25 protein-coding genes and 1 pseudogene are annotated in these 24,009 nt (G+C 70.8%); 22 read left to right on the top strand and 4 right to left on the bottom strand.

The window, feature by feature from the left end; genetic code table 11:
* Position 1: 1 nt before the first annotated feature.
* The gene (locus tag HW837_RS15970) at positions 2-835 is read right to left on the bottom strand and encodes an AAC(3) family N-acetyltransferase (protein ID WP_193380832.1); all 834 of its coding nucleotides are present in this window, start codon (positions 833-835) and stop codon (positions 2-4) included.
* Between the two features lie 161 nt (positions 836-996).
* On the opposite strand from HW837_RS15970, the gene HW837_RS15965 reads away from it, so the two are divergent.
* The 8 genes from HW837_RS15965 (at position 997) to HW837_RS15930 (ending at position 7,589) form a co-directional block, all read left to right on the top strand.
* Positions 997-1,728 carry a helix-turn-helix transcriptional regulator gene (locus HW837_RS15965; RefSeq protein WP_045560922.1) on the top strand — a complete coding sequence of 244 codons (732 nt, stop codon included), beginning with the start codon at positions 997-999 and terminating at the stop codon, positions 1,726-1,728.
* Positions 1,725-3,149 (top strand): Fe-S cluster assembly protein SufB, encoded by a 1,425-nt coding sequence (sufB, locus tag HW837_RS15960; protein WP_045560921.1) that lies wholly within the window; start codon positions 1,725-1,727, stop codon positions 3,147-3,149. Before HW837_RS15965 ends, sufB begins: the two co-directional genes overlap by 4 nt.
* A gap of 88 nt (positions 3,150-3,237) precedes the next feature.
* Positions 3,238-4,431, top strand: coding sequence for a Fe-S cluster assembly protein SufD (gene sufD, locus HW837_RS15955; protein ID WP_045560920.1), 1,194 nt, complete (start codon positions 3,238-3,240; stop codon positions 4,429-4,431).
* Positions 4,428-4,748: a non-heme iron oxygenase ferredoxin subunit gene (locus HW837_RS15950; protein WP_045560919.1), complete on the top strand. Its 321-nt coding sequence runs from the start codon at positions 4,428-4,430 to the stop codon at positions 4,746-4,748. Before sufD ends, HW837_RS15950 begins: the two co-directional genes overlap by 4 nt.
* Before the next feature lie 7 nt (positions 4,749-4,755).
* Entirely contained in the window at positions 4,756-5,520 is a 765-nt protein-coding gene (gene sufC / locus HW837_RS15945) for a Fe-S cluster assembly ATPase SufC (protein WP_045560918.1), read from the top strand.
* A complete protein-coding gene (locus tag HW837_RS15940; protein ID WP_193380833.1) occupies positions 5,517-6,773 on the top strand; it encodes a cysteine desulfurase in 1,257 nt (418 codons plus the stop codon). The genes sufC and HW837_RS15940 overlap by 4 nt, the downstream gene beginning before the upstream one ends.
* A gap of 16 nt (positions 6,774-6,789) precedes the next feature.
* Entirely contained in the window at positions 6,790-7,260 is a 471-nt protein-coding gene (gene sufU / locus HW837_RS15935; protein WP_045560916.1) for a Fe-S cluster assembly sulfur transfer protein SufU, read from the top strand.
* Positions 7,257-7,589, top strand: a complete 333-nt coding sequence (locus HW837_RS15930) for a metal-sulfur cluster assembly factor (protein WP_005477879.1) — start codon at positions 7,257-7,259, stop codon at positions 7,587-7,589. Before sufU ends, HW837_RS15930 begins: the two co-directional genes overlap by 4 nt.
* Positions 7,590-7,661: 72 nt before the next feature.
* Here HW837_RS15930 and HW837_RS15925 read toward each other — a convergent pair whose 3' ends face one another.
* Complete coding sequence (locus tag HW837_RS15925) at positions 7,662-8,588, bottom strand: AbfB domain-containing protein (protein WP_196789055.1); 927 nt, start codon at positions 8,586-8,588, stop codon at positions 7,662-7,664.
* A 294-nt stretch (positions 8,589-8,882) separates the two neighbouring features.
* Between HW837_RS15925 and HW837_RS15920 the strand changes: the two genes are divergently transcribed.
* The 8 genes from HW837_RS15920 to HW837_RS15885 all read left to right on the top strand — a co-directional run bounded on the left by HW837_RS15920 (position 8,883) and on the right by HW837_RS15885 (position 15,006).
* Positions 8,883-9,203 (top strand): DMT family transporter, encoded by a 321-nt coding sequence (locus tag HW837_RS15920; protein WP_045560915.1) that lies wholly within the window; start codon positions 8,883-8,885, stop codon positions 9,201-9,203.
* Positions 9,203-9,739, top strand: coding sequence for a TetR/AcrR family transcriptional regulator (locus HW837_RS15915; RefSeq protein ID WP_045560914.1), 537 nt, complete (start codon positions 9,203-9,205; stop codon positions 9,737-9,739). Before HW837_RS15920 ends, HW837_RS15915 begins: the two co-directional genes overlap by 1 nt.
* Before the next feature lie 166 nt (positions 9,740-9,905).
* Positions 9,906-10,568, top strand: a complete 663-nt coding sequence (locus HW837_RS15910; protein ID WP_193380834.1) for an RNA polymerase sigma factor — start codon at positions 9,906-9,908, stop codon at positions 10,566-10,568.
* A 1-nt stretch (position 10,569) separates the two neighbouring features.
* Positions 10,570-11,568 (top strand): CU044_5270 family protein, encoded by a 999-nt coding sequence (locus HW837_RS15905; RefSeq protein WP_196789054.1) that lies wholly within the window; start codon positions 10,570-10,572, stop codon positions 11,566-11,568.
* Positions 11,569-11,720: 152 nt separating this feature from the next.
* Positions 11,721-12,710 carry a 2,3,4,5-tetrahydropyridine-2,6-dicarboxylate N-succinyltransferase gene (gene dapD, locus HW837_RS15900; RefSeq protein WP_045560913.1) on the top strand — a complete coding sequence of 330 codons (990 nt, stop codon included), beginning with the start codon at positions 11,721-11,723 and terminating at the stop codon, positions 12,708-12,710.
* 105 nt (positions 12,711-12,815) lie between these two features.
* Positions 12,816-13,040 (top strand): hypothetical protein, encoded by a 225-nt coding sequence (locus tag HW837_RS15895; RefSeq protein WP_045560912.1) that lies wholly within the window; start codon positions 12,816-12,818, stop codon positions 13,038-13,040.
* Positions 13,041-13,219: 179 nt separating this feature from the next.
* On the top strand, positions 13,220-13,777 hold the full coding sequence (locus HW837_RS15890) for a SigE family RNA polymerase sigma factor (protein WP_045560911.1): 558 nt from the start codon (positions 13,220-13,222) through the stop codon (positions 13,775-13,777).
* The gene (locus HW837_RS15885; RefSeq protein WP_045560910.1) at positions 13,774-15,006 is read left to right on the top strand and encodes a WD40 repeat domain-containing protein; all 1,233 of its coding nucleotides are present in this window, start codon (positions 13,774-13,776) and stop codon (positions 15,004-15,006) included. The genes HW837_RS15890 and HW837_RS15885 overlap by 4 nt, the downstream gene beginning before the upstream one ends.
* A 9-nt stretch (positions 15,007-15,015) precedes the next feature.
* Here HW837_RS15885 and dapA read toward each other — a convergent pair whose 3' ends face one another.
* A complete protein-coding gene (dapA, locus tag HW837_RS15880; RefSeq protein WP_045560909.1) occupies positions 15,016-15,945 on the bottom strand; it encodes a 4-hydroxy-tetrahydrodipicolinate synthase in 930 nt (309 codons plus the stop codon).
* 241 nt (positions 15,946-16,186) lie between these two features.
* Between dapA and HW837_RS15875 the strand changes: the two genes are divergently transcribed.
* The 5 genes and pseudogenes from HW837_RS15875 to HW837_RS15855 all read left to right on the top strand — a co-directional run bounded on the left by HW837_RS15875 (position 16,187) and on the right by HW837_RS15855 (position 20,046).
* Positions 16,187-16,648 carry a phage holin family protein gene (locus HW837_RS15875; RefSeq protein ID WP_078853755.1) on the top strand — a complete coding sequence of 154 codons (462 nt, stop codon included), beginning with the start codon at positions 16,187-16,189 and terminating at the stop codon, positions 16,646-16,648.
* A pseudogene (locus HW837_RS50355) lies at positions 16,645-16,806 on the top strand (DUF3618 domain-containing protein); the annotation flags it as partial. The gene HW837_RS15875 and the pseudogene HW837_RS50355, both read left to right, overlap by 4 nt.
* A gap of 945 nt (positions 16,807-17,751) precedes the next feature.
* The gene (locus HW837_RS15865) at positions 17,752-18,465 is read left to right on the top strand and encodes an antibiotic biosynthesis monooxygenase (RefSeq protein WP_045560907.1); all 714 of its coding nucleotides are present in this window, start codon (positions 17,752-17,754) and stop codon (positions 18,463-18,465) included.
* Between the two features lie 155 nt (positions 18,466-18,620).
* Complete coding sequence (locus tag HW837_RS15860) at positions 18,621-19,265, top strand: ArsR/SmtB family transcription factor (protein WP_093788403.1); 645 nt, start codon at positions 18,621-18,623, stop codon at positions 19,263-19,265.
* Between the two features lie 37 nt (positions 19,266-19,302).
* Positions 19,303-20,046, top strand: coding sequence for an SRPBCC family protein (locus HW837_RS15855; RefSeq protein ID WP_093788405.1), 744 nt, complete (start codon positions 19,303-19,305; stop codon positions 20,044-20,046).
* Between the two features lie 36 nt (positions 20,047-20,082).
* Here HW837_RS15855 and HW837_RS15850 read toward each other — a convergent pair whose 3' ends face one another.
* Positions 20,083-21,906 (bottom strand): endonuclease/exonuclease/phosphatase family protein, encoded by a 1,824-nt coding sequence (locus HW837_RS15850; RefSeq protein ID WP_045560904.1) that lies wholly within the window; start codon positions 21,904-21,906, stop codon positions 20,083-20,085.
* 395 nt (positions 21,907-22,301) lie between these two features.
* Between HW837_RS15850 and HW837_RS15845 the strand changes: the two genes are divergently transcribed.
* Positions 22,302-23,804 carry a hypothetical protein gene (locus HW837_RS15845; RefSeq protein ID WP_045560903.1) on the top strand — a complete coding sequence of 501 codons (1,503 nt, stop codon included), beginning with the start codon at positions 22,302-22,304 and terminating at the stop codon, positions 23,802-23,804.
* Positions 23,805-24,009: the final 205 nt, after the last annotated feature.

The raw sequence follows: 24,009 nt of genomic DNA, 5'->3' as shown, positions 1-24,009 counted from the left end.
TCTAGGTACGCGGCCGGGTGCCGAGGCGGGCGGGTCCGGAGATCTCCTCCTCACGGGGACGGTGCACGGGGAGCCAGCGCTCGGCGTACGCCACCGCGTCCGCCACCGGGAACAGACGTACGTCCGCCCCGCCCACCCTGGTCCGGCGGACGCCCCGGTCGCGCTCGAAGTCGTGGCCCAGCTCGTCGAAGCGGTCCGCGTCGATGGACACCTCGGTCACCACCTCCCAGCCGTCCGGGCCCGGCCGCCCGACCTCCACCAGCGGTGCGGGGATCCGGTACTCGGCCAGGTGGAAGCAGGTGCAGGCGTCGTAGCCCGCGCCGAGCAGCAGGACCCGGGCGCCCGCCGCCTCCAGCCGGGCCAGGGGGCTGCGCTCGCCCAGGCGGCAGTCGGTGGCGTGGTCCGCGAGGAGCGCCGCCGCGCCCGGGCCGATCGCCGCGAAGGAGGTCTGGGGGTGCGCGCTGCGCAGCGCTCCCGGCCAGGTCCGCACCGTCTCCGGGATCACCCCGATGCCGCGGGTGGGGGTGGTCACCGGGTCGTAGCCGGGCATCGTGGCGCGGACGGTCTCCCACCACTCCTCGGGTATCGGCGGATTCGCCCAGAGCGCGGGATCCGAGAGGTCGCCGGACTGGCTGGGCACGACCAGGGTGCCCTCCGGACCGAGCGCGTCGAGCAGCGCGCGCACGACTGTCACGGCGCCTCCGCAGACCCAGCCGAGCGAGCTGAGCGAGGAGTGCGCGAGGAGCGTCTCGCCGGCCTCGACCCCGGCGGCGCGCAGGTCCGCCGCCAGGCCGGCGCGGGTGACAAGTGGGCCGGTGGGAGGGGTTGTCGACATGGTGTGGCAGTCTTCCGGAGCGCTCCGCGCGACGCCACCGGTTTGCTCGATCGGTGATCGTTTCCCCAGGTCAGCTTAGGTATGCCTAAGTGATGCACGGCACCGCCCGCCCGGACGGACGCGGCTTGCCCAGCTCTGAGGAATTACGCAACAATGGCGTTGTGAAAAACGTCGGCGAGGCTCCGCAGGAGGAACTCGCGACCGGTGAGCGGTCCACCCGCAACCGGGTCGCGCGGTCCATCCTGTCCCACGGCCCGTCCACCGTCGCCGACCTCGCCGGGCGTCTGGGGCTGACCCAGGCGGCCGTCCGCCGTCATCTCGACGCCCTGGTCTCCGACGACGTCGTGCAACCCCGCGAGCAGCGCGTCTACGGCACGCGTACGCGCGGGCGCCCGGCCAAGGTCTTCGCCCTGACGGACTGCGGACGGGACGCCTTCGACCAGTCGTACGACAAGCTCGCCACCGACGCGCTCCGCTGGATCGCCGACCAGGAGGGCGGGGAGCAGGCGGTCGCCGCCTTCGCCCGCGCCCGGGTCGCCGCCCAGTCCGGGGCCTACCGCGAGGCGGTCGAGGCCGCGGACCCCGACGAGAAGACCGAAGCCCTGGCCAAGGCCTTGAGTGCCGACGGGTACGCTGCTACGGCACGCAGTGCCCCTCACCCCCACCAGGGGGAGCAGCTCTGCCAGCACCACTGCCCGGTGGCCCATGTGGCCGAGCAGTTCCCGCAGCTCTGCGAGGCCGAGACCGAGCTCTTCGCCGAACTGCTCGGTACACACGTCCAGCGGCTGGCCACCATCGCCCACGGCGACGGCGTCTGCACGACGTTCATCCCCAGAATTTCCAAGACAGCCACCAACGCATCCGCAAGCACGGCCGGGAGGAACCCCGCATGACTCTCCCCATCGAGGAGACAGCCCACCCCGAGCTCGAGGGCCTGGGTAAGTACGAATACGGCTGGGCGGACTCCGACGAGGCCGGCGCCTCTGCCAAGCGTGGCATCAACGAGGACGTCGTCCGGGACATCTCCGCCAAGAAGAACGAGCCGGAGTGGATGACCAAGCTCCGTCTCAAGGGTCTGCGCCTGTTCGAGAAGAAGCCCATGCCGAACTGGGGCTCGGACCTCTCGGGCATCGACTTCGACAACATCAAGTACTTCGTGCGCTCCACGGAGAAGCAGGCGGAGTCCTGGGAGGACCTGCCCGAGGACATCAAGAACACCTACGACAAGCTCGGCATCCCCGAGGCGGAGAAGCAGCGCCTCGTCGCCGGTGTCGCCGCCCAGTACGAGTCCGAGGTCGTCTACCACCAGATCCGTGAGGACCTGGAGGAGCAGGGCGTCATCTTCCTCGACACCGACACCGCCCTGAAGGAGCACCCCGAGCTCTTCAAGGAGTACTTCGGCACCGTCATCCCGGTCGGCGACAACAAGTTCGCGTCGCTGAACACCGCGGTGTGGTCCGGCGGTTCCTTCATCTACGTGCCGAAGGGCGTGCACGTGGAGATCCCGCTCCAGGCCTACTTCCGTATCAACACGGAGAACATGGGCCAGTTCGAGCGGACGCTGATCATCGTCGACGAGGACGCCTACGTCCACTACGTCGAGGGTTGTACGGCCCCGATCTACAAGTCGGACTCCCTGCACTCCGCGGTCGTCGAGATCATCGTCAAGAAGGGCGCCCGCTGCCGCTACACGACCATCCAGAACTGGTCGAACAACGTCTACAACCTGGTCACCAAGCGCGCCGTGGCCTACGAGGGCGCGACCATGGAGTGGGTCGACGGCAACATCGGCTCCAAGGTGACGATGAAGTACCCGGCCGTCTACCTGATGGGCGAGCACGCCAAGGGCGAGACCCTCTCCATCGCGTTCGCGGGCGAGGGCCAGCACCAGGACGCCGGCGCCAAGATGGTCCACATGGCCCCGAACACCTCCTCGAACATCGTGTCGAAGTCGGTGGCGCGCGGCGGTGGCCGCACCTCCTACCGAGGCCTGATCGAGATCGGCGAGGGAGCCCCCGGCTCGAAGTCGAACGTGCTGTGTGACGCGCTGCTCGTCGACACCATCTCCCGCTCCGACACCTACCCCTATGTGGACGTCCGCGAGGACGACGTCTCCATGGGCCACGAGGCGACCGTCTCCAAGGTCTCCGAGGACCAGCTCTTCTACCTGATGAGCCGCGGCCTCAGCGAGTTCGAGGCGATGGCGATGATCGTGCGCGGCTTCGTCGAGCCGATCGCCAAGGAGCTGCCGATGGAGTACGCGCTGGAGCTCAACCGGCTGATCGAGCTGCAGATGGAAGGCGCGGTCGGCTAAGCACCGCCCTCCGGTCCAGCAGCAGGCGGCCCGCCTCTCCGGGGCGGGCCGAAGATCGTAAACGTAGGAAGAGAGCAGACCGACAGCCATGGCTGAGGCTCAGAACATCCCGGTGGGGAGCACCACCGCCGGCTCGATCGCGGTGGCCGCCGAGTCGACCGTCGCCACGCGCATGAGCGCGCCCCCGTCCTTCGACGTGGCGGACTTCCCCGTGCCGCACGGCCGCGAGGAGGAGTGGCGGTTCACCCCGCTGGAGCGCCTGCGCGGGCTGCACGACGGCACCGCCGTCGCCACCGGCGACGGCCTGAAGGTCGACGTCCAGGCCCCCGAGGGCGTCACCGTCGAGGCCGTCGGCCGCGACGACGCCCGCCTCGGCAAGGCCGGCACCCCGGTGGACCGCGTCGCCGCCCAGGCCTACTCGGCGTTCGAGAAGGCCGGCGTGATCACCGTCCCCAAGGAGACGGTCCTCGCCGAGCCGATCCGGATCGCCGTGCACGGCGAGGGCGGCACCGCCTACGCCCACCAGGTGATCGAGCTGGGTGCCTTCGCCGAGGCCGTCGTCGTCATCGACCACACCGGTGACGCGGTGCTCGCCGCCAACGTCGACTACGTCCTGGGCGACGGCGCCAAGCTGACCGTCGTCTCCGTCCAGGACTGGGACGACAAGGCCGTCCACGTGGCCCAGCACAACGCGCTGGTCGGCCGGGACGCGTCCTTCAAGTCGATCGTCGTCACCTTCGGCGGCGACGTCGTCCGCCTCCACCCCCGCGTCGCCTACGCCGGGACCGGCGGCGAGGCCGAGCTGTTCGGGCTCTACTTCACCGACAAGGGGCAGCACCAGGAGCACCGCCTCCTGGTCGACCACAACACCCCGCACTGCAAGTCGAACGTGGTCTACAAGGGCGCGCTCCAGGGCGACGGCGCCCACGCGGTCTGGATCGGCGACGTGCTGATCGAGGCCAAGGCCGAGGGCACCGACACCTACGAGATGAACCGGAACCTGGTCCTCACGGACGGCGCCCGGGTCGACTCCGTGCCGAACCTGGAGATCGAGACCGGCGAGATCGTCGGCGCCGGCCACGCCTCGGCGACCGGCCGCTTCGACGACGAGCAGCTCTTCTACCTGATGGCCCGCGGCATCCCGGCCGAAGAGGCCCGCCGCCTCGTCGTCCGCGGCTTCTTCGCCGAGCTGGTCCAGCAGATCGGCATCGACGACATCCAGGAACGCCTCCTCGTGAAGATCGACGAGGAGCTGGAGACCGTGTCTGGATCGGGTCGATGACCACCTACGTACGCGCCTGCGGGCTGAGCGAGCTGGAGGAGGACACCCCGAAGCGGGTGGAACTCGACGGCACGCCGGTCTCGGTCGTACAGACCGAGGGGGAGGTGTTCGCCATCCACGACATCTGCTCCCACGCGAACGTCTCGCTCTCCGAGGGCGAGGTGGAGGACTGTCAGATCGAGTGCTGGCTGCACGGCTCCGCGTTCGACCTCAGAACCGGTAAGCCGTCCGGCCTACCCGCGACGCGCCCCGTCCCCGTATACCCCGTAAAGATCGAAGGGGACGACGTGCTCGTCTCCCTCACCCAGGAGTCCTGAGGCACCCATGGCAACGCTTGAAATCCGAGACCTGCACGTCACCGTCGAGGCCGACAACGCCACGAAGGAGATCCTCAAGGGCGTCGACCTCACCGTGAAGCAGGGCGAGACGCACGCCATCATGGGCCCCAACGGCTCCGGCAAGTCGACCCTCGCCTACTCCCTCGCGGGTCACCCGAAGTACACGATCACCGGCGGCACCGTCCTGCTCGACGGCGAGGACGTCCTGGAGATGTCCGTCGACGAGCGCGCCCGCGCGGGCCTGTTCCTGGCGATGCAGTACCCGGTCGAGGTCCCCGGCGTCTCGGTCTCCAACTTCCTGCGCACCTCCGCCACCGCCATCCGCGGCGAGGCCCCCAAGCTGCGCACCTGGGTGAAGGAGGTCAAGGAGGCCATGCAGCGCCTCAACATGGACCCCTCCTTCGCCGAGCGCAACGTCAACGAGGGCTTCTCCGGCGGTGAGAAGAAGCGCCACGAGATCCTCCAGCTGGAGCTGCTCAAGCCGAAGGTCGCGATCCTCGACGAGACGGACTCCGGTCTGGACGTCGACGCGCTGCGCATCGTCTCCGAGGGCGTCAACCGCGTCCGCGAGACCGGCGAGGTCGGCACCCTGCTGATCACGCACTACACGCGCATCCTGCGCTACATCAAGCCCGACCAGGTGCACGTGTTCGCGAACGGCCGTATCGCCGAGTCCGGCGGCCCGGAGCTCGCGGACCAGCTCGAGGCCGAGGGCTACGACAAGTACGTGAAGGGTGGCGCATCCGCGTGACACAGCTGCCGGGCCTCCTCGACACCGAGGCGATCCGCAAGGACTTCCCCATCCTGGACCGTCAGGTCCACGACGGCCGGAAGCTCGTGTACCTGGACAACGCGGCGACCTCGCAGAAGCCGCGCCAGGTGCTGGACGCCCTGAGCGAGTACTACGAGCGCTACAACGCCAACGTCCACCGCGGTGTGCATGTGCTCGCCGAGGAGGCCACGGCGCTGTACGAGGGCGCGCGCGACAAGGTCGCGGAGTTCGTCAACGCGCCCTCGCGCGACGAGGTGATCTTCACCAAGAACGCCTCCGAGTCGCTCAACCTCGTGGCGAACATGCTGGGCTGGGCCGACGAGCCCTACCGCGTGGACGCCGAGACCGAGATCGTCATCACGGAGATGGAGCACCACTCCAACATCGTGCCGTGGCAGCTGCTCTCGCAGCGCACGGGCGCGAAGCTGAAGTGGTTCGGGCTGACCGACGACGGCCGCCTCGACCTCTCCAACATCGAGGAGATCATCACCGAGAAGACGAAGATCGTCTCCTTCGTGCTGGTCTCCAACATCCTCGGCACGGTCAACCCCGTCGAGGCGATAGTGCGCCGGGCGCAGGAGGTCGGTGCGCTGGTCTGCATCGACGCCTCGCAGGCCGCGCCGCACATGCCGCTGGACGTGCAGGCGCTCCAGGCCGACTTCGTGGCCTTCACCGGCCACAAGATGTGCGGTCCGACGGGCATCGGTGTGCTCTGGGGCCGCCAGGAGCTGCTGGAGGACCTGCCTCCGTTCCTCGGCGGCGGCGAGATGATCGAGACGGTGTCGATGCACTCGTCGACGTACGCCCCCGCCCCGCACAAGTTCGAGGCGGGCACCCCGCCGATCGCGCAGGCGGTCGGCCTCGGTGCGGCGATCGACTACCTGAACTCCATCGGCATGGACAAGGTCCTCGCCCATGAGCACGCGATCACCGAGTACGCGGTGAAGCGGCTGACGGAGGTTCCGGACCTCAGGATCATCGGCCCCGCCACGGCCGAGGACCGGGGCGCGGCGATCTCCTTCACCCTCGGCGACATCCACCCGCACGACGTGGGCCAGGTCCTCGACGAGCAGGGCATCGCGGTCCGGGTCGGCCACCACTGCGCCCGTCCCGTCTGCCTGCGGTACGGAATTCCCGCGACCACCCGAGCGTCGTTCTATCTGTACTCCACGCCGGCCGAGATCGACGCCCTGGTCGAAGGCCTGGAGCACGTACGGAACTTCTTCGGCTGAGGGGACGAGCGATCGCATGAAGCTGGACTCGATGTACCAGGAAGTCATCCTGGACCACTACAAGCACCCCCACGGGCGGGGCTTGCGGGACGGTGACGCCGAGGTGCACCACGTGAACCCGACGTGCGGCGACGAGATCACCCTGCGAGTGAAGTACGACGGCACGACCATCGCGGACGTGTCGTACGAGGGCCAGGGCTGCTCCATCAGCCAGGCCTCGGCCTCCGTGCTGAACGATCTCCTGGTCGGCAAGGACCTCACGGACGCGCGGAAGATCCAGGAGACGTTCCTGGAGCTGATGCAGTCCAAGGGGAAGATCGAGCCGGACGACGCGATGGAGGAGGTGCTGGAGGACGCGGTCGCGTTCGCCGGTGTCTCCAAGTACCCCGCCCGGGTCAAGTGCGCCCTCCTCAGCTGGATGGCGTGGAAGGACGCGACGGCCCAGGCGCTGGGCGCCGACGCCGACGTCGAAAGGAAGACGGCATGAGCGAGACCCTGGAGATGAAGCCGGCCTCCGAGGAGGAGGTCCGCGAGGCCCTGTACGACGTCGTCGACCCCGAGCTGGGCATCGATGTCGTCAACCTGGGCCTGATCTACGGCATCCACATCGACGACGCGAACATCGCGACGATCGACATGACCCTGACCTCGGCGGCCTGCCCGCTGACCGACGTCATCGAGGACCAGGCCAAGTCCGCGACGGACGGCATCGTCAACGAGTTGCGCATCAACTGGGTCTGGATGCCCCCGTGGGGCCCCGACAAGATCACCGACGACGGCCGTGAGCAGCTTCGGGCGCTCGGGTTCAACGTCTGAGACCTGTGAACATGGGTGTGGCCCCCGGCGGTTAGCCGGGGGCCACACCCATGTCCGCGGTGGGGCGTCCGGTCAGGAGAAGCCCTTCACCAGGTTGAACGTGGCGTCCGCGTAGAAGTAGCCGCTGTGTTCGGCGCGTTCGAGGCGGAGCTGGAAGCTGCGGTGGCGGACGAAGTAGCCGGGGTAGTTCACCGACTCCAGCATGACCGAACCCGAGTAGCCCGAGCGGGGGCAGAAGGTGGCGTCCTGCTGGAAGAGGCGGGAGCCGTCGTTGCCGGACGCGCGGAGCACGAAGTTCTGGTGGCGCACGTAGCGGCCGTCCGCCATGCGGAAGGAGTAGCAGGAGGAGTTCGCGAGGCCGGAGACGACCTTGAAGGAGGAGTCCTCCCTGGTCTCGCTGCCGCTGCGGGAGCTCACCTGGTCCAGCTGGATCCCGCCGTCGCGCAGGTGCCAGTAGCGGTCCGGGTAGTTGACGGACCGTACGGACTTGCGCGTGGTCGAGGTGGACGGCGGCTTCTTCGTGGGCGCGGGCGCCTTCGACGGCTCGGCGGTCGGCTTCGCGCCGCCCTGCTGCTTGTCGTCGGACGAGCCGGAGCCCTTGGCGTCGTCGGCGTCCTCGGTCTTGCCCTTGCCGTCGGTCTCCTCGACGTCGCCCTCGGCGCCCTGGGGCTCCGACAGACCGCTCTTGCCGTCCGGCGCCGAGGTCGCGGGGGGCGACGTGGGCGGGAGCGAGAGGGAGGGCAGGACACGGTCGTCGCCGGCGGCGGTGGTGTGCCCGTTCCGCGACGAGTCGTCAGGTCCGCTGCCCTGGAGGGTGATCGCGGTGACGCACGACGACACGACGGCGAGGGCCAGGGCGCCGGCCAGCCAGAGGCGGCGCGTGCCCGGTATTCGGGTGTCGTTCGGGGCGACACCCGTCTCCCACACCTTCGCGGATCTCAGCACCGGAAGGTTGGGCGTGGTCTGGTCCGGATCAGGTCCGGGCTTGTGTGGCGGCATGCGCGGTTCCTTCGGCGTCGCCGAAGCGGACGCGAATCGTCATGCGGATCAGGGAGGGTGGTACGTGTCACCCGTGTGTGCAAACCCTGGCGGTCGTCACACAATCGGGAGATTGACCGTTGAAACAGTAGTGGACCAAGGGGCGTGCGGGGAGCCCTTTCGGAGAGCGCTTCCATAACGGAACGGCCCCGAATCCAGGGCCTCTTGGACTTCCACGGTGGTCAATTCCGCCCATAAGTACGCCTGTGCCGCGCGATGTGTACAACCGTACGCATCATGTGTACGATCGTACACATGGGATATCTGTTGCTGGCCGCGGCCATAGCCGCCGAGGTGGCCGCCACCACCGCGATGAAGTACAGCGAGGGCTTCAGCAAGCTGTGGCCGTCGGTGGTCACCGGGGTGGGGTACGTCATCTCCTTCGTGCTGCTCGCCCAGGCACTGAAGTCGATGTCGATCGGCACGGCGTACGCGATCTGGTCCGGCGTCGGCACCGCGACGGTCGCCGCCCTCGGACTGGTGCTGTTCGGCGAGGGGTTGAGCGTGCCCAAGATCGCCGGAATCGTGCTGATCATCGCGGGGGTCGTGGTGCTGAACCTGGGAGGCGCCCACTGATGGCCCGGCGTTACGACCCCGAGCGGCGGCAGCGGATCATCGACGCGGCGATCCGGGTGGTGCGGGAGAAGGGCATCGCCGGGTTGAGCCACCGCGCCGTGGCCGCCGAGGCGGACGTCCCGCTCGGCTCGACGACGTACCACTTCAAGACCCTCGACGACCTCATGGTCGCCGCGCTGCGGCAGGCCAACGAGCGTTCCGCGAAGACCGTCGCCGCCCGCGAGGCCCTGCGCGACCCCGGCACCGACCTCGCCGCCGAACTGGCCGCGCTGGGCGGCGAATGGTTCGCCGACGACCGTACGGGACTGGAGGTCGAGTACGAGCTCTATCTCGCCGCCCTGCGCCGCCCCGCCCTCAGGCCGGTCGCCGACGAGTGGGGCCGGGGCTTCGCCGACTGCCTCGCCGAGCGCACCGACCCGGTGACCGCGCGCACCCTGGTCGCCCTCATCGACGGCATCTGCCTCCAGGTCCTGCTGACCGGGGCGCCCTACGACGAGGAGTACGCACGGGAGGCCCTGGCGCGCGCGATCCCCTGAGCCGCGTGCCTCACCGGTGACTTCGCGTGAGCCGTGAACCTTTTCCGGGCCATCGGGAAACAGGGGGTGACAGGAACACGGCGAGCGCGGCGAACGCGATGAACGCGACGAACGCGGCGACGACAGGGTGAGGGAGAGCGGTTGTGACGAGCGGGGGGAGAACCCGGTGAGCGGACCACCGCCGCGAGCGGGCGGGACGGAGCTGGGTGGCGCGGAGCTGGGCGGGACGGAGCTGGGTGGGACGGATCCGGACTGGGCGGACGATGCCGAGGTGGTCGCCAGGTCGCTGGAGCGGCCCGAGGCGTTCGCGCGGCTCTACGACCGCCACGCCCCGGACATCCACCGGTACGTGGCCCGGCGCCTCGGCGACTCCATGGCCGACGACATCACCGCGGACACCTTCCTGACGGCGTTCCGCATCCGGGCCCGCTACGACCGGGCCCACCCCAACGCCCGCCCCTGGCTCTACGGCATCGCGGGCAACCTCATCGGCAGGCACCGCCGTACGGAGGTCCGGGCGCTCAGGGCGCTGGCCCGCACCGGACACGATCCGGTCGCCGCGTCCTGGAGCGAGACCTGGGTCGAGCGGACCGACAGCCGGGTGGCGGCGCAGGGACCGCTCGCCGGGGCGTTGGCGGCGCTGTCGGCCGGGGACCGGCACGTCCTGCTGCTCGTCGCCTGGGCCGACCTCGGCTATCAGGAGGTCGCCCAGGCCCTCGACATCCCCGTGGGAACGGTCCGCTCGCGACTCAACCGCGCGCGGCGCAAGGTGCGTGCGGCGCTGGGGGCCGATCCGGCGTTCGCCGGGGACACGGCGGAGGTGGTCTGACATGGAGGAGCTGATCGACGAGGTGACCCGGGTGCGGGAGCTGCGCGCCGGGGCGCCGACCCCGGACCGCGCCCGCCTCGCCCCCGGCCGCGCCCGGCTGCTGGACGCGGCGCGAGCCGACGGGCGGCGGCACCGGGTGTGGGCGCGGCCGAGGTTCGTGATCGTGGGGGTGGCGGCGGCCGTGACCGCGGTGGCGGTGGCCGCGTCGCTGCTGGTGGGCGGCGAGGACGACCGGGGGCTGACGACACCGGCGACCCTGACGGACGCGGACCTGAAGGGGATGACCGCGGCCGAGCTGCTGGAACGGGCTGCCGAGGCGGTGGAGGGACAGCCGCCGGTCGCGGAGCCGCGGGCCAGGCAGTGGATATACCAGAAGTCGGCGGTGGAGGGGGCGAACGAAGACGAGGTGGAGCAACTGGGGGACCGGGCACGCTTCTCGGAGAGCTGGATCCGGTACGACGGCAGTGCGCAGGCCTTCGAGCAACTGGATCCGTTCGGCAAGTTGATCAAGCTCCACGTCAGGGAGATGCAACTGGAGAACGGCGCGGAGGGCGACGACCGCTCACCGAGGGAGATGTACCGGTTGATCGCCACCCTGCCGGCCGACGGGCAGGGAGCACTGCGGGCGCTTCGCGAGAAGGACGCCATCGCCGACGAGAAGGGCGTCAGCCGGGCGCGGAACGACTACAGCGAGATCTCCGTCCTGCTCGGCGCCGACCTCAAACCGCCCCGGGGAGTGGCCGGTCTCTATCGCGCGTTCGCCACACTTCCCGACCTCACGGTGGTCGACCACCTGGTCGAGACCGCCGCCGGAGACCGGGCCGTCGCCGTCCGCTACGGCGGCCAGGACGACGGCGACCGTGACACCGGGCGGGAGTGGCTGTTCGACCCGGAGACGTACGAGACCCTCGGCGTGCGAGAGGTCCGGGACGGCAAGGTGATCGGCGGAAGTTCGGCCGTCACCCTTGCCCTCGTCGACAAGCCGGGCGAACGCGGCTGACGTCGCGCGGTGTGCCGGGCGGCCCGCTCCACGGGGGTGGGCGGGCCGCCCGGCGTCGCGGGCCCGTACCGTATGTCCGCAACGTGCCCGGCCTCTGAGACGCCCGTGCCGTGGGTTGGCCTGCGTGCCCCCCTCCCGGTTAGGTTGCCCTCATGACCGACACGACTGCTCCTCGTACCACCGGCGCCGTGGCCGCCGGCCTCGCCACGATCGCCGCCGACGGCACCGTTCTCGACACCTGGTTCCCCGCGCCCGAGCTCGCCGCCGAGCCGGGCCCCTCCGGCACCGAGCGGCTGACCGCCGAGCGCGCCGCGGAGCTGCTGGGCGGTGGGGCGACGGCCGCCATCGGTCAGGACACGCGCCGGGGCGTCGAGGTCGTCGCGGTCCGCACGGTCATCTCCTCGCTCGACGAGAAGCCGATCGACACGCACGACGCCTACCTCCGCCTCCACCTGCTCTCCCACCGCCTGGTCAAGCCGCACGGCCAGAGCCTGGACGGCATCTTCGGCCTGCTCGCCAACGTCGCCTGGACCTCGCTCGGCCCGGTCGCCGTGGACGAGCTGGAGAAGGTGCGCCTGAACGCGCGTGCCGAGGGTCTGCACCTCCAGGTCACGTCCGTCGACAAGTTCCCGCGGATGACGGACTACGTGGCCCCGAAGGGCGTCCGGATCGCCGACGCCGACCGGGTCCGGCTGGGCGCGCACCTCGCCGAGGGCACCACGGTCATGCACGAGGGCTTCGTCAACTTCAACGCCGGCACGCTCGGTACGTCGATGGTCGAGGGCCGGATCTCCGCCGGTGTCGTCGTCGGCAACGGCTCGGACATCGGCGGCGGCGCCTCCACGATGGGCACGCTCTCCGGCGGCGGCAACGTCATCATCTCGATCGGCGAGCGCTGCCTGATCGGCGCCGAGGCGGGCGTCGGCATCGCGCTGGGCGACGAGTGCGTCGTCGAGGCCGGCCTCTACGTCACCGCCGGCACCCGCGTCACCATGCCCGACGGCCAGGTCGTCAAGGCCCGCGAACTCTCCGGCGCCTCGAACATCCTCTTCCGCCGCAACTCGGTCACCGGCACGGTCGAGGCCCGCCCGAACAACGCGGTCTGGGGCGGCCTTAACGAGATCCTGCACAGCCACAACTGACCCCGTAAGGGTTGCTCGGCGTGACCTTGTCGTGGGGTGGGGCGATGAACTGGGTGGACGGTGTGTCCGATCAGTGGTCGAGACGATGAGATGAGGGGCCGCGGGATGAGGAACGACGGGGTGGGGGTCGTGGCGCGCGTGGTTGTGGCGGGGCTGGCCGTGGGGCTGCTGTGCGGGGTGTCGGCTGGGGTCGCGCACGCCGACGAGACCAACCGGGCCTCGCACAACGGTCCCCGGATCGGACTCGTCAATGTCGGGCAGGTCGACGACCCGATGGAGGACGTGCTGGAGCACACGCTGCTGTTCGGTGACGGGTACCGCTGGGGCTGACCAGGCACGGCGGCAGGGCCGTCGCAGGGGCCGGGGCCCGTACGCGTGGACACGCGTGCGGGCCCCGGCCCCGTTCACCGACACTTTCCTTCGTCGACCAGGCATAGCGGTGCCCGGGACGACGCGTCTCAAGGAGCACAGGGCGGACACAGGGACCGCCGGGGGAAGAGAAGGTGACGATGGATGCCGCGGGGCAGGAGAGTTTCCGGGAGTTCGTGGCCGGGCGGTCGTCGGCACTGCTGAAGACGGCCGTACTGCTGAGCGGCGGGGACCGGCACGCAGCCGAGGATCTGCTGCAGAACGCGCTGATCAAGGCAGCCGGGCGCTGGCAGCGGATCGACGAGCCGGAGGCGTACGTACGGCAGATCCTCTACCGGCAGCAGGTCAGCCGGTGGCGGCTGAAGTGGCGGCGGCGCGAGCTGACCGTCGCCGAGCCGCCCGAGAGCGGCGGTGTCGTCGACGGAGTGGCCGGTGTGGAGCTGCGGCTGGTGATGCGCGGGGCGCTGGCCCGGCTGACCGCCCGGCAGCGGAGCGTGCTGGTGCTCCGCTACTTCGAGGACCTGCCGGAGGGCGAGGTGGCCCGGATTCTCGGGTGCTCCGTCGGGACCGTTCGGTCCACGACCCACCGCTCGCTCGCCCGGCTGCGCGAACTCGCGCCCGAACTCGCCTCGCTCGGCCCCGCGGCGGCCGAGCAGCAGCCGTCCCGTGACTTCTCGCCTGTGGAGGTGCGTCCGTGAACGTCGATGAACTGGTGCGCGACTCCCTGCGCGAGCAGGCCGCCGAACAGCCGCCCCTGGCAGTGGATTTCGCCGAACGGGTGCTGACCGTCCGGCGGCGCCGCCGCACCCGCGCGATCGCGGGCACCGCCGCCGCGACGGCCGCGGTCGTGGCCGTCGCAGTGGGCGTGCCCATGCTGATGACCGAGGGCGGGGACGAGGTGCGGCCCGCCAGCGAGATGAACAAGAGCGACATCATCGGTCACCCCGAGCAGTCGCCGCCGCGGAACATGATCGCGGCGGGCGACACCGCGCTCTCCGCGTTCTATGTGCGCGAGGCGGTCAAGCAGCCGGGCGGGGACATCGTCAACACCCGCGTGTACGGCCTCCTCGACCAGAAGACGGCCGAGTACCGCAAGACCAAGTGGGCCTTCCTCGACGTCGCACCCGGTATGCGCACCGCGGCCGTACTGGAGGGCGAACTGCCCGCCAGGAGGATCGGGCTGCTCGACATGATCACGGGCAAGGTGGACCGCTGGATCCCCGTGGGCCACGGCGTCGCGTCCGTCGAGTTCTCCCCGGACGGCACCAAGCTCGTCGCGACGACCTACTCCAAGAACCCCGACCGCAACTTCGCCGACCACCCGCAGAACGTCAACGGCAAGGAAGTGCCGGGCCCCGTCGCCAGCCGTACCGGGTTCTCCGTCGTGGACGTGGGCTCGGGTGAGGAGACCTGGCACAAGGCACCGCAGTGGAAGGACGAGTGGGGCTTCTTCTACAACAGCCGGGAAGACATGGAGTGGAGCCGGGACGGCCGGTCCGTCTTCTCGGACACCGGGGAGAAGCCGTTCCGGCAGTACTACGACCTGAAGGGCGACAAGATCGATGTGCCCGCCGTCGAGAAGTATGTGAACTACGCGGAGGCGGGTCTGTCGCCCAACGGGAAGCTGATCGGGGGCGAGTTCGCCGGAGAGGGGAGGAAGATCTCCTCCGCGATCGTCGACTCGCGCACCGGCAAGAGGGTCACGACGGTGCCGGGCCAGCAACTCCTGGCCTGGGCGGACGACGAGCGGATCATCGCCTGGGGCTGCGACCCGAAGAGGTGCAGCGGCAAGGGCGAGTTCCGCAACCAGCTCATCCTCCTCACGATCGGCAGCGACAAGGTCGTTCAGCTCAGCGGGTTCCGCAAGGCTTCCGACGACTACCCCGGCCGCTGGGTCCCGGTCTTCACCGAACGCTGGGCCGACTGACCTTCCTTCCTACCGGGTGGCCCGACTTCCTACCGGGTGGCCCGAGCCGACCAGTTCCTCGTACGCCGCCAGCAGCCCGTCGGTCACCTCCTGGCCGGCGGGCCGCAGCGGTGCGCGGACCGGGCCCGACGGGAGACCGAGCCGGCCGAGGAGCGCCTTCGCCGTGACGGAGCCGGGGAGGCCCGAGGACATCATCAGCTCGACGAGCGGGACGGCCAGCCGCTGTAGCCGGGCCGCCTCGGCGGTGTCGCCCGCGTCGTACGCGTCGAGGATCGAGCGGAAGTGCCGGGGGGCCGCGTTCGCGACCGTCCCGACGTAACCGGACCCGCCGATCGCGTACAGCGCGAGGACGTACTCGTCGCAGCCCGTGTAGTACGCCAGCTCCGTCTCCGCCAGTACCTTCTGGGTGCCGAGGAGGTCGTACGCGCAGTCCTTCACCGCCACGATCCGGGGGTGGCCGGCGAGCCGGATCATGGTCTCCGGTTCGATACGGGTGCCGGTGCGGCCCGGGATGTCGTACAGGGCGACGGGCAAGCCGCAGGCGTCGGCCAGCTCGCGGAAGTGGGCCTCGACGGCGTCCTGCGGAGGCCGGCTGTAGTACGGCGTGACCGCCAGCAGGCCGTCCGCGCCGGCCTTCTCGGCCGCCAGCGCCAGTTCGACGGTGTGCCGGGTGTCGGCGGTGCCCACGCCGGCCACGATCGCGGCCCGCCCGCCGACCGCCGCGCGTACGGCGCGGATCAGCTCCGTCTTCTCCGCGTCCGTCGTCGTCGGCGACTCGCCCGTCGTACCGGACAGCACCAGCCCGTCGCACCCCTCCCGCACGAGCCGGTCGGCCAGCCGCTGCGCGCCGTCGAGGTCGAGCGCGCCGGCCGCGGTGAAGGGCGTGACCATCGCGCAGAGGGCGCGGCCGAAGGGGGCGGGGCGGTGGATGCGTGTCATGGGGCGTGTCATGGGGGTAGTCTCGGCGGGCTCATTGTGAAGCTCCACTTAATTCTTCTACGGGATATTGCGAAGTGTTGCTACGGATTGGTGTGGCGTCTGCCTGGTCACGGCGGCGCGCGCTGGTGACCGAGGGAGTGCGTCGATGGATAGACCTATGGATTGATCGATGGATATACCGAGGGGTAGCGCGGGCCGGTGCGGGTACTCGGGGCGTCCCGATGTGTGAGGAGGCGACACCGTGACCGGGACCACCGAGACCAGGCCCACGCGATTCGTGCGCTCTGTGCGATCCGCGCGTCCGGGGCCGGCGGAACACGACCATCACTCCGTGGGCGAGCTGGTGGGGCAGGCCACCGAACAGCTTTCCCTGCTCGTACGACAGGAGGTCGCCCTCGCGAAGGAGGAGCTGGCCGAGAAGGGGCGGCGCGCGGGGCGCGGCGGTGGGCTCCTCGGCGCGGCCGGCGCCGTCGCTTATGTGGGGTTCATGACCCTCGCCGGGGCCGGGGTCGCCGCGCTGTCGCTGGTGCTGGACGTGTGGGCCGCCGCGCTCATCGTCATGGCCGTACTGTTCGTGATCGCCGGAGTGCTGGCCGCCCTGGGGCGCGCTCAGCTGCGGCGGGCCACGCCTCCCCGTCCGGAGCTGGCGCTCGACAGCGTCAAGGCCGACGTGGACGAGATCAAGGGGAGGGCTCGGCGATGACGCACACCTCCGGTACGGCCGGCACGTCCGGCGGCGCGAGCAACGGTTCGGTCGGCGCCAAGGGGCCCGATGAACTCCGGCGGCAGATCGAGCAGACCCGGGCGCAGCTCGGCGACACGGTCGAGGAGCTGGCCGCCAAGGCCGATGTGAAGGCGAGGGTGCACTCCGCGTGGGAGAGGGTGCCGCGAGTGCCGCGGGAAGCGGTGGTCGTGGGCGGGGCGACTGTTGCCGTGGCGGCGGCGGGGGTGCTGGCCTGGCGGCACTACCACGAGTGACCGTCGGGGGTGCGCCGGATTCCTTTGCCCACCCACCCACCCGACTCGCTTTTCTGACAACTTCAGCTCGATGAGGCGGCCCCGCTGCCGCTGCTGACGCCGAGTCGTGAGTTGTGGTGCAGGCCGTGCACGCCGCGCAGGTCACGTGTCGCCGTTCAGGTCGCGTAGAAGGTGCAGGCCGTGCACGCCGCGCGGGTCATGCGTCGCCATTCAGGTCGCCTCGTGGTGCGGGCCGTGCGCGCCGCACAGCAACGCGCGCCGCCCACGCAGTGCGCCGCGCCGTGCAGGGCATGCGCGCCGTACAGGTCCTGCGCTGTGGTGCCGGCCGTGTGCGCCGCCTCGCCATGCGCGTCGCGCAGGTGATGTGTCCCCGTGTAAATCGAGCGTCGTGGGGCAGACCGTGCGCGCCCACGCCATGCGCGCCGTGACAGCCATACGCGCCCGTGACAGCCAAGCGGCGCCGTTCCAGCATGCGCGTGGAGCTGATGGGTGTGTGCGGGCACGCTGAGTGCTTGGAGCGCGCCGAGGGTGTGGTGCGCGCTGCGGGGCGAGTGCGTGAGCGCGCCGAGTCTGTCTACTGCGCCGAGTGCATCGGCGGCGGTTCGCGGCCGGGCCGTGTCGGCGTCCGGCGTCAGCGGTGCGGGGAAGCGTGGCAGCTCGCCGTACCGCCGCCATGCCATCCGCGCTCCAGCAGACTCCGGTGCGGCGCACTCCCGTCGGTTTTCCGCACCTTCGCGCGCTCGGCCCGAGCGCGCACTTGACCTGAATCTTGGTTGAGGTTGAAAGGTGGTCGGTGCATTCATCGCGTACCGATCCTGGGAGAGTGGCATGACCCGTCGTACGGACCTCCACCCCGTCCTCGACCGCCCGGACGTCGGGGCGGCCCTCTTCAGTACCTGGGAGGTCGGCACCCCCGAGCGGCAGCGCCGGGCGGTCGAGGCCATCGCCGACACCTGGGAGCGACGTCCTTGGCCGGCGGCCGGGCTGCTGGGGTACTTCGTCTACACCGCCGAGGACGGCTCCGGCCTGCTGCATCACTCTCAGTGGGCCGACGAGCAGGCCTACGACGCCTTCGTCAAGACGCATCGGCAGGAGCGCAACGACGCCATCGACACCGCCGTACCCGGAATCGAGCGGGTCGGCTTGGCGCGCTATCGGCGGTACCGCAGCCTCACGGCCGGCGGCCAGGGGCGGCCCGCGCGCGTGCCGGGGTGTGTCGTGATCGTCGACGTCCGGTTCGACGGGCCGGACCCGGCGCGGCAGCGGGCCTGGGTCGACGCCGTGGAGGACGCGCTCGCCGCCGAGCCGGACGCGCACCCCGGCGGGATCTCCGCCCACTTCCACCTCGGCACCGACGGCACCCGCGTCCTCAACTACGCAGAATGGGAGACGGCACAACACCACATCGACGCCCTCGCCGCGCCGGGCGACGGCGTCGGCTCGCCCTCGCCGCTCTGGCAGCGCGTGCAGAACTGGCCCGGACTGCTGAATACCGGCTCGGTCAAGCGGTACGAGTACGCCCTCGGCCTCGTCCCCGACTGAGCCCGGCGGCTCCCTCCCGTACACCCGGCCGACCCTCGCCCCGGCCTGCCCCACCTCGCCAGTCCCCCTCACCTCACCCGCTCCGTCCGCTCACCATGTCCACCGAACACTCCAACCGTCTGGACAAAAAAAGTTTTCGGTGAGAACTTGGAGTCATGTGGGACGTCACCGTGATCGAGGACCCCGAGGCAGCGGCCGTGTCGCTGGACCCCGTGCGGGCCCGGCTGCTCGCCGAACTGGCGGCCGGGCCCGCCTCGGCGGCCATGCTGGCCGGGAAGGTCGGGCTGCCGCGCCAGAAGGTGAACTACCACCTCAAGGCACTGGAGCGGCACGGCCTGGTCGAGCTGGCGGGGGAGCGCCGCAAGGGCAACGTCACCGAGCGGCTGATGCGGGCCACCGCCGCGTCGTACGTGATCTCACCGCTCGCGCTCGCCGCCGTACAGCCGGATCCGGACCGTTTCCGGGACCAGCTCTCCGCGCGGTGGCTGCTGGCCCTCGGCGCCCGGCTGGTCCGGGACGTCGGATCGCTGATCACCGGCGCGGCCAAGGCCCGCAAGCGCCTGGCGACCTTCGCGCTAGACGGCGAGGTCACCTTCGCCTCGGCCGCCGACCGGGCCGCGTTCGTCCAGGAGCTGACGGCCGGGGTGAGCGCGCTCATCCGCAAGTACGACGCCCCCGGCGCCCAGGGCGGCCGGGGTCACCGCATCGTCGTGGCCGTCCACCCGACGGTCAAACCGCAGTCGGCCGATGAGCCGGAGCCGCCGGCACTTCCCGTCCACCCTGAACCGCCCGCCCCGTAAGACCCGCGCCCGCGTGGAACCCGTTGAGGAGCACGTCATGCCCAAGGAATTCGAGATCGCCCGTGAGTTCGAGGTCGACGCCACGCCCGAGGAGGTGTGGGAGGCCGTCACCGCCGGGACCGGCGGGTGGCTGTGGCCGATGGAGGCACCGGAGCCGCGGGTCGGCGGCAAGGGGCCGTTCGGCTCCGACGTCACCGCGTGGGACCCGCCGCACCGCTACACCAACCGCGTCGAGGACGTGGAGGGGATCTCCGAGCAGACCCTCAACCAGCTCGACTACACGATCGAGCCGCGCGACGACGGCCGCCGCGCCTGGGTGCGGTACGTGCACAGCGGAGTCTTCGTCGACGACTGGGACAACCAGTACGACGGTGCCGCCAAGCACACCGGCTTCTATCTGCACACCCTGCGCCAGTACCTGACGCGCTTCGCAGGCCGGAAGATCACCGCGTTCGCCACCTTCGACGGCCCCGAGGCGTCCGGCGGCGCCGACGCGCTCTCCGTCGTCGGACGGGCGCTCGGCCTGGCGGACGACACCGCCGAAGGCGCCCGGGTCCAGGTCGAGGGGCCAGGCGGACAGAGCTTCGAGGCCGTCGTCGACTATCGCGACGCGTACTTCATCGGTCTGCGCACCGACGACGCCCTCCTCCGCTTCTTCGGCCGCAACCACTGGGGCCACGTCGTCGGCATGAGCGTCCACGACTTCGCGCCGGGCGCCGACTCCGAGGCCGACGAGACCACGTGGAAGGGCTGGCTGAACGGGGTGTTCAGCCAGCCCTGAGACACAGCCCGGAGAAACCGCTGCCCGCCGCGCCCGTTACGGCTTGAAGCGCAGCACCTGCGGGTCGTGGTCGCTGATCTGGTCGTGGAACTCCGCGTTGGTGTGCACGCTGTCGTACGTGAAGTCGCACGAGCGCCGGATCGAGGGGCTGATCAGGATCTGGTCGAGGACCTGCGTGTTGCCCTGGAAGACGTACGAGTAACGCTCGCTCCGCGGCAGCGACTTGACCGCCGACCATAGGGCGCCGTCGTCCTCCAGCAGCTCGGCGGTCTTCGAGAACTCGAAGTCGTTGATGTCGCCGAGGGCTATGACGTCCGCGTTCCTCTCCTTCGCCAGGATCTCCTTGACGAAGGTGTTCACGGCGGTCGCCTGGAGATGGCGCTGGGTCTCCGAGCTCCGCTTCGGCGGCTGGAACTCCGAGTGCAGCGACTGGTCGCCGCCCTTGGACGCGAAGTGGTTCGCGATCACGAAGACGGACTTGCCGCGGAAGGAGAACTCGCCGACGAGCGGCTTGCGGCTGTTGGTCCAGGCGGCGTTCGCCGGGTCGATACGGCCGGGGGAGACCGTCAGCCGCGCCTTGCCGTACGCCTTCGTCACCCCGACGGCGGTCGTGGCGTCGCCGCCCGCGCGGTCGGTGAAGGAGACCCGCTCGGGGTTGAACAGGAAGACCTGGCGGATGTTGCCGCCCGGCTCGCCGCCGTCCGCGAGGTTCACCGGGTCGATGGAGCGCCAGTCGTACGTCGGACCGCCGGCCGCCGAGATCGCCTCGATCAGCTTCTTCACCGTCTGGTCCGCGGCGACCGTACCGTCGTTGGTGGCGCCGTTGTTGTCCTGGATCTCCTCCAGGGTCACGATGTCGGGCGACTGGAGGTGGTGCACGATCGCCGCCGCGTGGTCCGCGAAGGAGGCGTCCGAGGGGTCCAGGTTCTCGACGTTGTACGTGGCGACCGCCAGCTCTCCGCGACCCTGCTTGCGCGTCGTCTCGCGCTCCAGGCCGCCCTGCTCAAGGGTGCCGAGCCGGCCCGCGACGAGCGTGTAGCCGCCGAACTGGTTGTAGTCCAGCGGGCCGGCCGTGGTGCCCTTCAGGACGTCGCCGACGTTCGCCTTCGGGAAGTCGGCGACGGCGCCGAGCGACTGGATCTGGAGCCGGCCGGTGTTCTGCGAGGTGTAGGAGCCGTACACCGTGCCGCCGCGGCGGTCGGCGTTCTCCCGGGGCTTCACGGTGACCCACAGCTCGGTGAACGGGTCGGTGGCGCCCACCACCCGCGCATCGGCGACCTGGACGTTCATGCCCTCCAGGGACTCGTAGTAGTCCAGGGCGTACGTGGCCGGGGCGAGCGTGAGCCCGTTGACCGAACCGCCGGCGGCGGTGTCGCCGGTCGGGGCGTAACGGCTCGGCACCGACCGGGCGTTCACGACGGTCGCGGCCGGGACGGCGTTGCCCGTGGAGACCACCGTGATCGTCGGGCGGGTGATCTGCGTCACGGACTGGTTTCCGGACGAAGTGCCGCCCGGCACGAACTCGGAGACCGTGCCCGCGACCGTCACCGCGTCACCCACGGAGACGGTCGGCCGGGAGCTGGTGAAGACGAAGACGCCCTCGCTCGTGGCCGGGTCGGCGTCCGCCTTGGTGTCCTGGATCCAGAAGCCGCGCGAACCGTAGGTGCGGACGCCCGTGACGATCCCCTCGACCCCGGTCACCTGCTGACCGGCGAGCGGGGACGTCCGGGTCGTGCCCTGGATGTCGTGGATGCGTACGGAGTCCGCCACGGCGGGCGACGTCAGGACCACGGCGGAGACCGTGGAGCAGATGGTGGCGACGGTCAGCGCGCCGATGCGCGCGGTTCTCTTGCTCGGCAAGGGGATCCCTCCGGGGACGTACGTGAGCGCCGGGACGAGAGTGGACGGGGGTGGCCTGCGACCGGTGGGGCGGTGCGACGCGCGTAGAACTCCGGCGGGCGGCGGCGGGATTCGATGGGCCCGAACGGTCGCCCCTGTGGGCGGCCCTGGAATCCGCCCAGAGCTACCCGTGAGTTTCTACGCGCGTCAATCTCCTGCCTGGTCAGGTCAGTTGTCAAGGTTTCAGCCACACCCGACTCCTGGCAGGTACATGAACCGGGCGGCATGGGGCCAAATCCGTCTAGGCTGAGCGGCTGCGCACTCGTACGCGTATCGCTCACGGGCGCCGTCCGCACAGCGGCCCTGAATCGCTCGGCCGTCGTACGTCACCATCTGTTCCGAGGAGACCCCCACCGATGTCAGACAGCTCGCCACTGCCGCCGGTGCGGCTTCTCTCCGAAGCGGAGCTGGCGCGGGAGGCGCTCGCCACGCCGCTGCTCGCGCGCGCCGCGCGGCTCGCCCGCTGGGCCGGGCCGGACACGCGCGTGGGCGCCGGGGGCGAACTCGTGGAGGAGCAACTGCCCGCGGCCGCCGAGGCGCTGGGGCTCACGGGCGCGGGCGGCGTGGGCACCGACCCCGGCGACCGTCTCGACCGTCCCGACGGTGACGACGCGGCGGCCCTGGCGAGCGAGGCCTGGCGGGTGGCCATGGACACCGGGCTCGTCGAGATCGTGGACGAGGAGGCCGGGACGGTCGCGGCGGGCGAGGACCTCGCGCTCCTCACCTCGGGCGGACCGCAGGACGTGCTCGGCATCTGGCTCACCGCCCTGGAGACCACCCTCGCCGACGCGAGCGTGCCCGACCTCGACGGCCTGGTCGAGGCCATGGACTCCGGCGGCGAGATCGACTTCTCCGAGCTGGACTGGGACCCCGAGGCCGAGGCGGACTTCCTCGACGGAGTGCTCGCCAACCTCTACCTCCTCACCGTCAGCGAGGACGGCCCCGAAGGGCCGGTGCCGCTGCCCGCCCTCGCCGCGTCGATGATCGTCCCCGACGACATGGGGGAGCCCACCAATGACGTCCTGGAGCAGGTCTCGGACGCCATGATGCGGCTCGACGACCAGTTCCGGGTGCTGGAGCCGGTCGGGCTGGTGGAGTACCAGCCGGTGGACGAGGCGCTGATGACGGACGCGGAGGAGGCCGCGGCCGCCGCCGAGGGGTCGGGGGTGCCCGTCGTCGACGACACCGATGTCACCCGGTACGGCATGGTCCGGCTCACCCCGCTGGGGCTGTACGGGGTGCGGGCGCGGCTCCAGGAGGCCGGCGTCGTCGCGCCCGCCGTGGGGGACCTCGTCGACAAGGGGGCGGACGTGCTCCTCGACGGCACCGCCGGGTTCCCGCCGGCGGCGGCCCAGGCCGAGACCGAGCAGTGGCTCGCCCGCCGTGAGGCGCTGGCCGCGGCGCGGGAACTGCTGGCCGCGGCGCGCGGCTCCGACGCGGGGGCTCCGCTGCGGCGGCTGCGCTGTCAGCAGGCGCTGTCCCTGGTGGGGGCGGTGGCCGAGCCGGCGCTCCGGGAGGTGCTGGACGATCCCGAGCTGGGTGGGCTCGCCCGGGTGTGGCTGACCGAGCGCGGGGCGGGGGATGTGCCCGCGCCGTCGGAGGCGATGGTCTTCTGGCTCACCATCGACACGGTGGCCGCGCAGTTGGCGGCGGAGGGGAACTCGGCGGAGCTGAGGGCGCTGGTGGAGGGGTTGGCCGCGCAGCACGGGGCGTTCTTCGCGGCGGCGTGGCGGGTGGATCATCCGGCGACGCCGGACGTGCTGGAGGCGATGGGGAGGATTCACCCCGACAAGAAGGTGGCGAAGGAGGCGCGGAAGGCGGCGTTCAAGGCGCGGTCGCAGATGGGGCCGGGGGTTTGACGGGTTGGGGCGCCTGAGGGGTGGGGGCGCCTTCGGGGGTGGGGGCGGGGGTTCGTCGGCGGGTGCGGGTGAGTGGGGCTTCTCGCGCAGTTCCCCGCGCCCCTGAAAAGCAGGGGCTGCGCCCCGTGCTTTTCACCCTGCGGCCCCGTCGCTTCCAAGGCCCGCAGGCCCGCCGCTTTGCAGGCCCGCAGGCCCGCAGGCCCGC

This window comes from Streptomyces caniscabiei, from assembly GCF_014930365.1.
In the GTDB taxonomy this organism is placed as follows: Bacteria; Actinomycetota; Actinomycetes; order Streptomycetales; family Streptomycetaceae; genus Streptomyces; species Streptomyces caniscabiei.
This window is presented reverse-complemented; position numbering and strand designations above follow the sequence as displayed.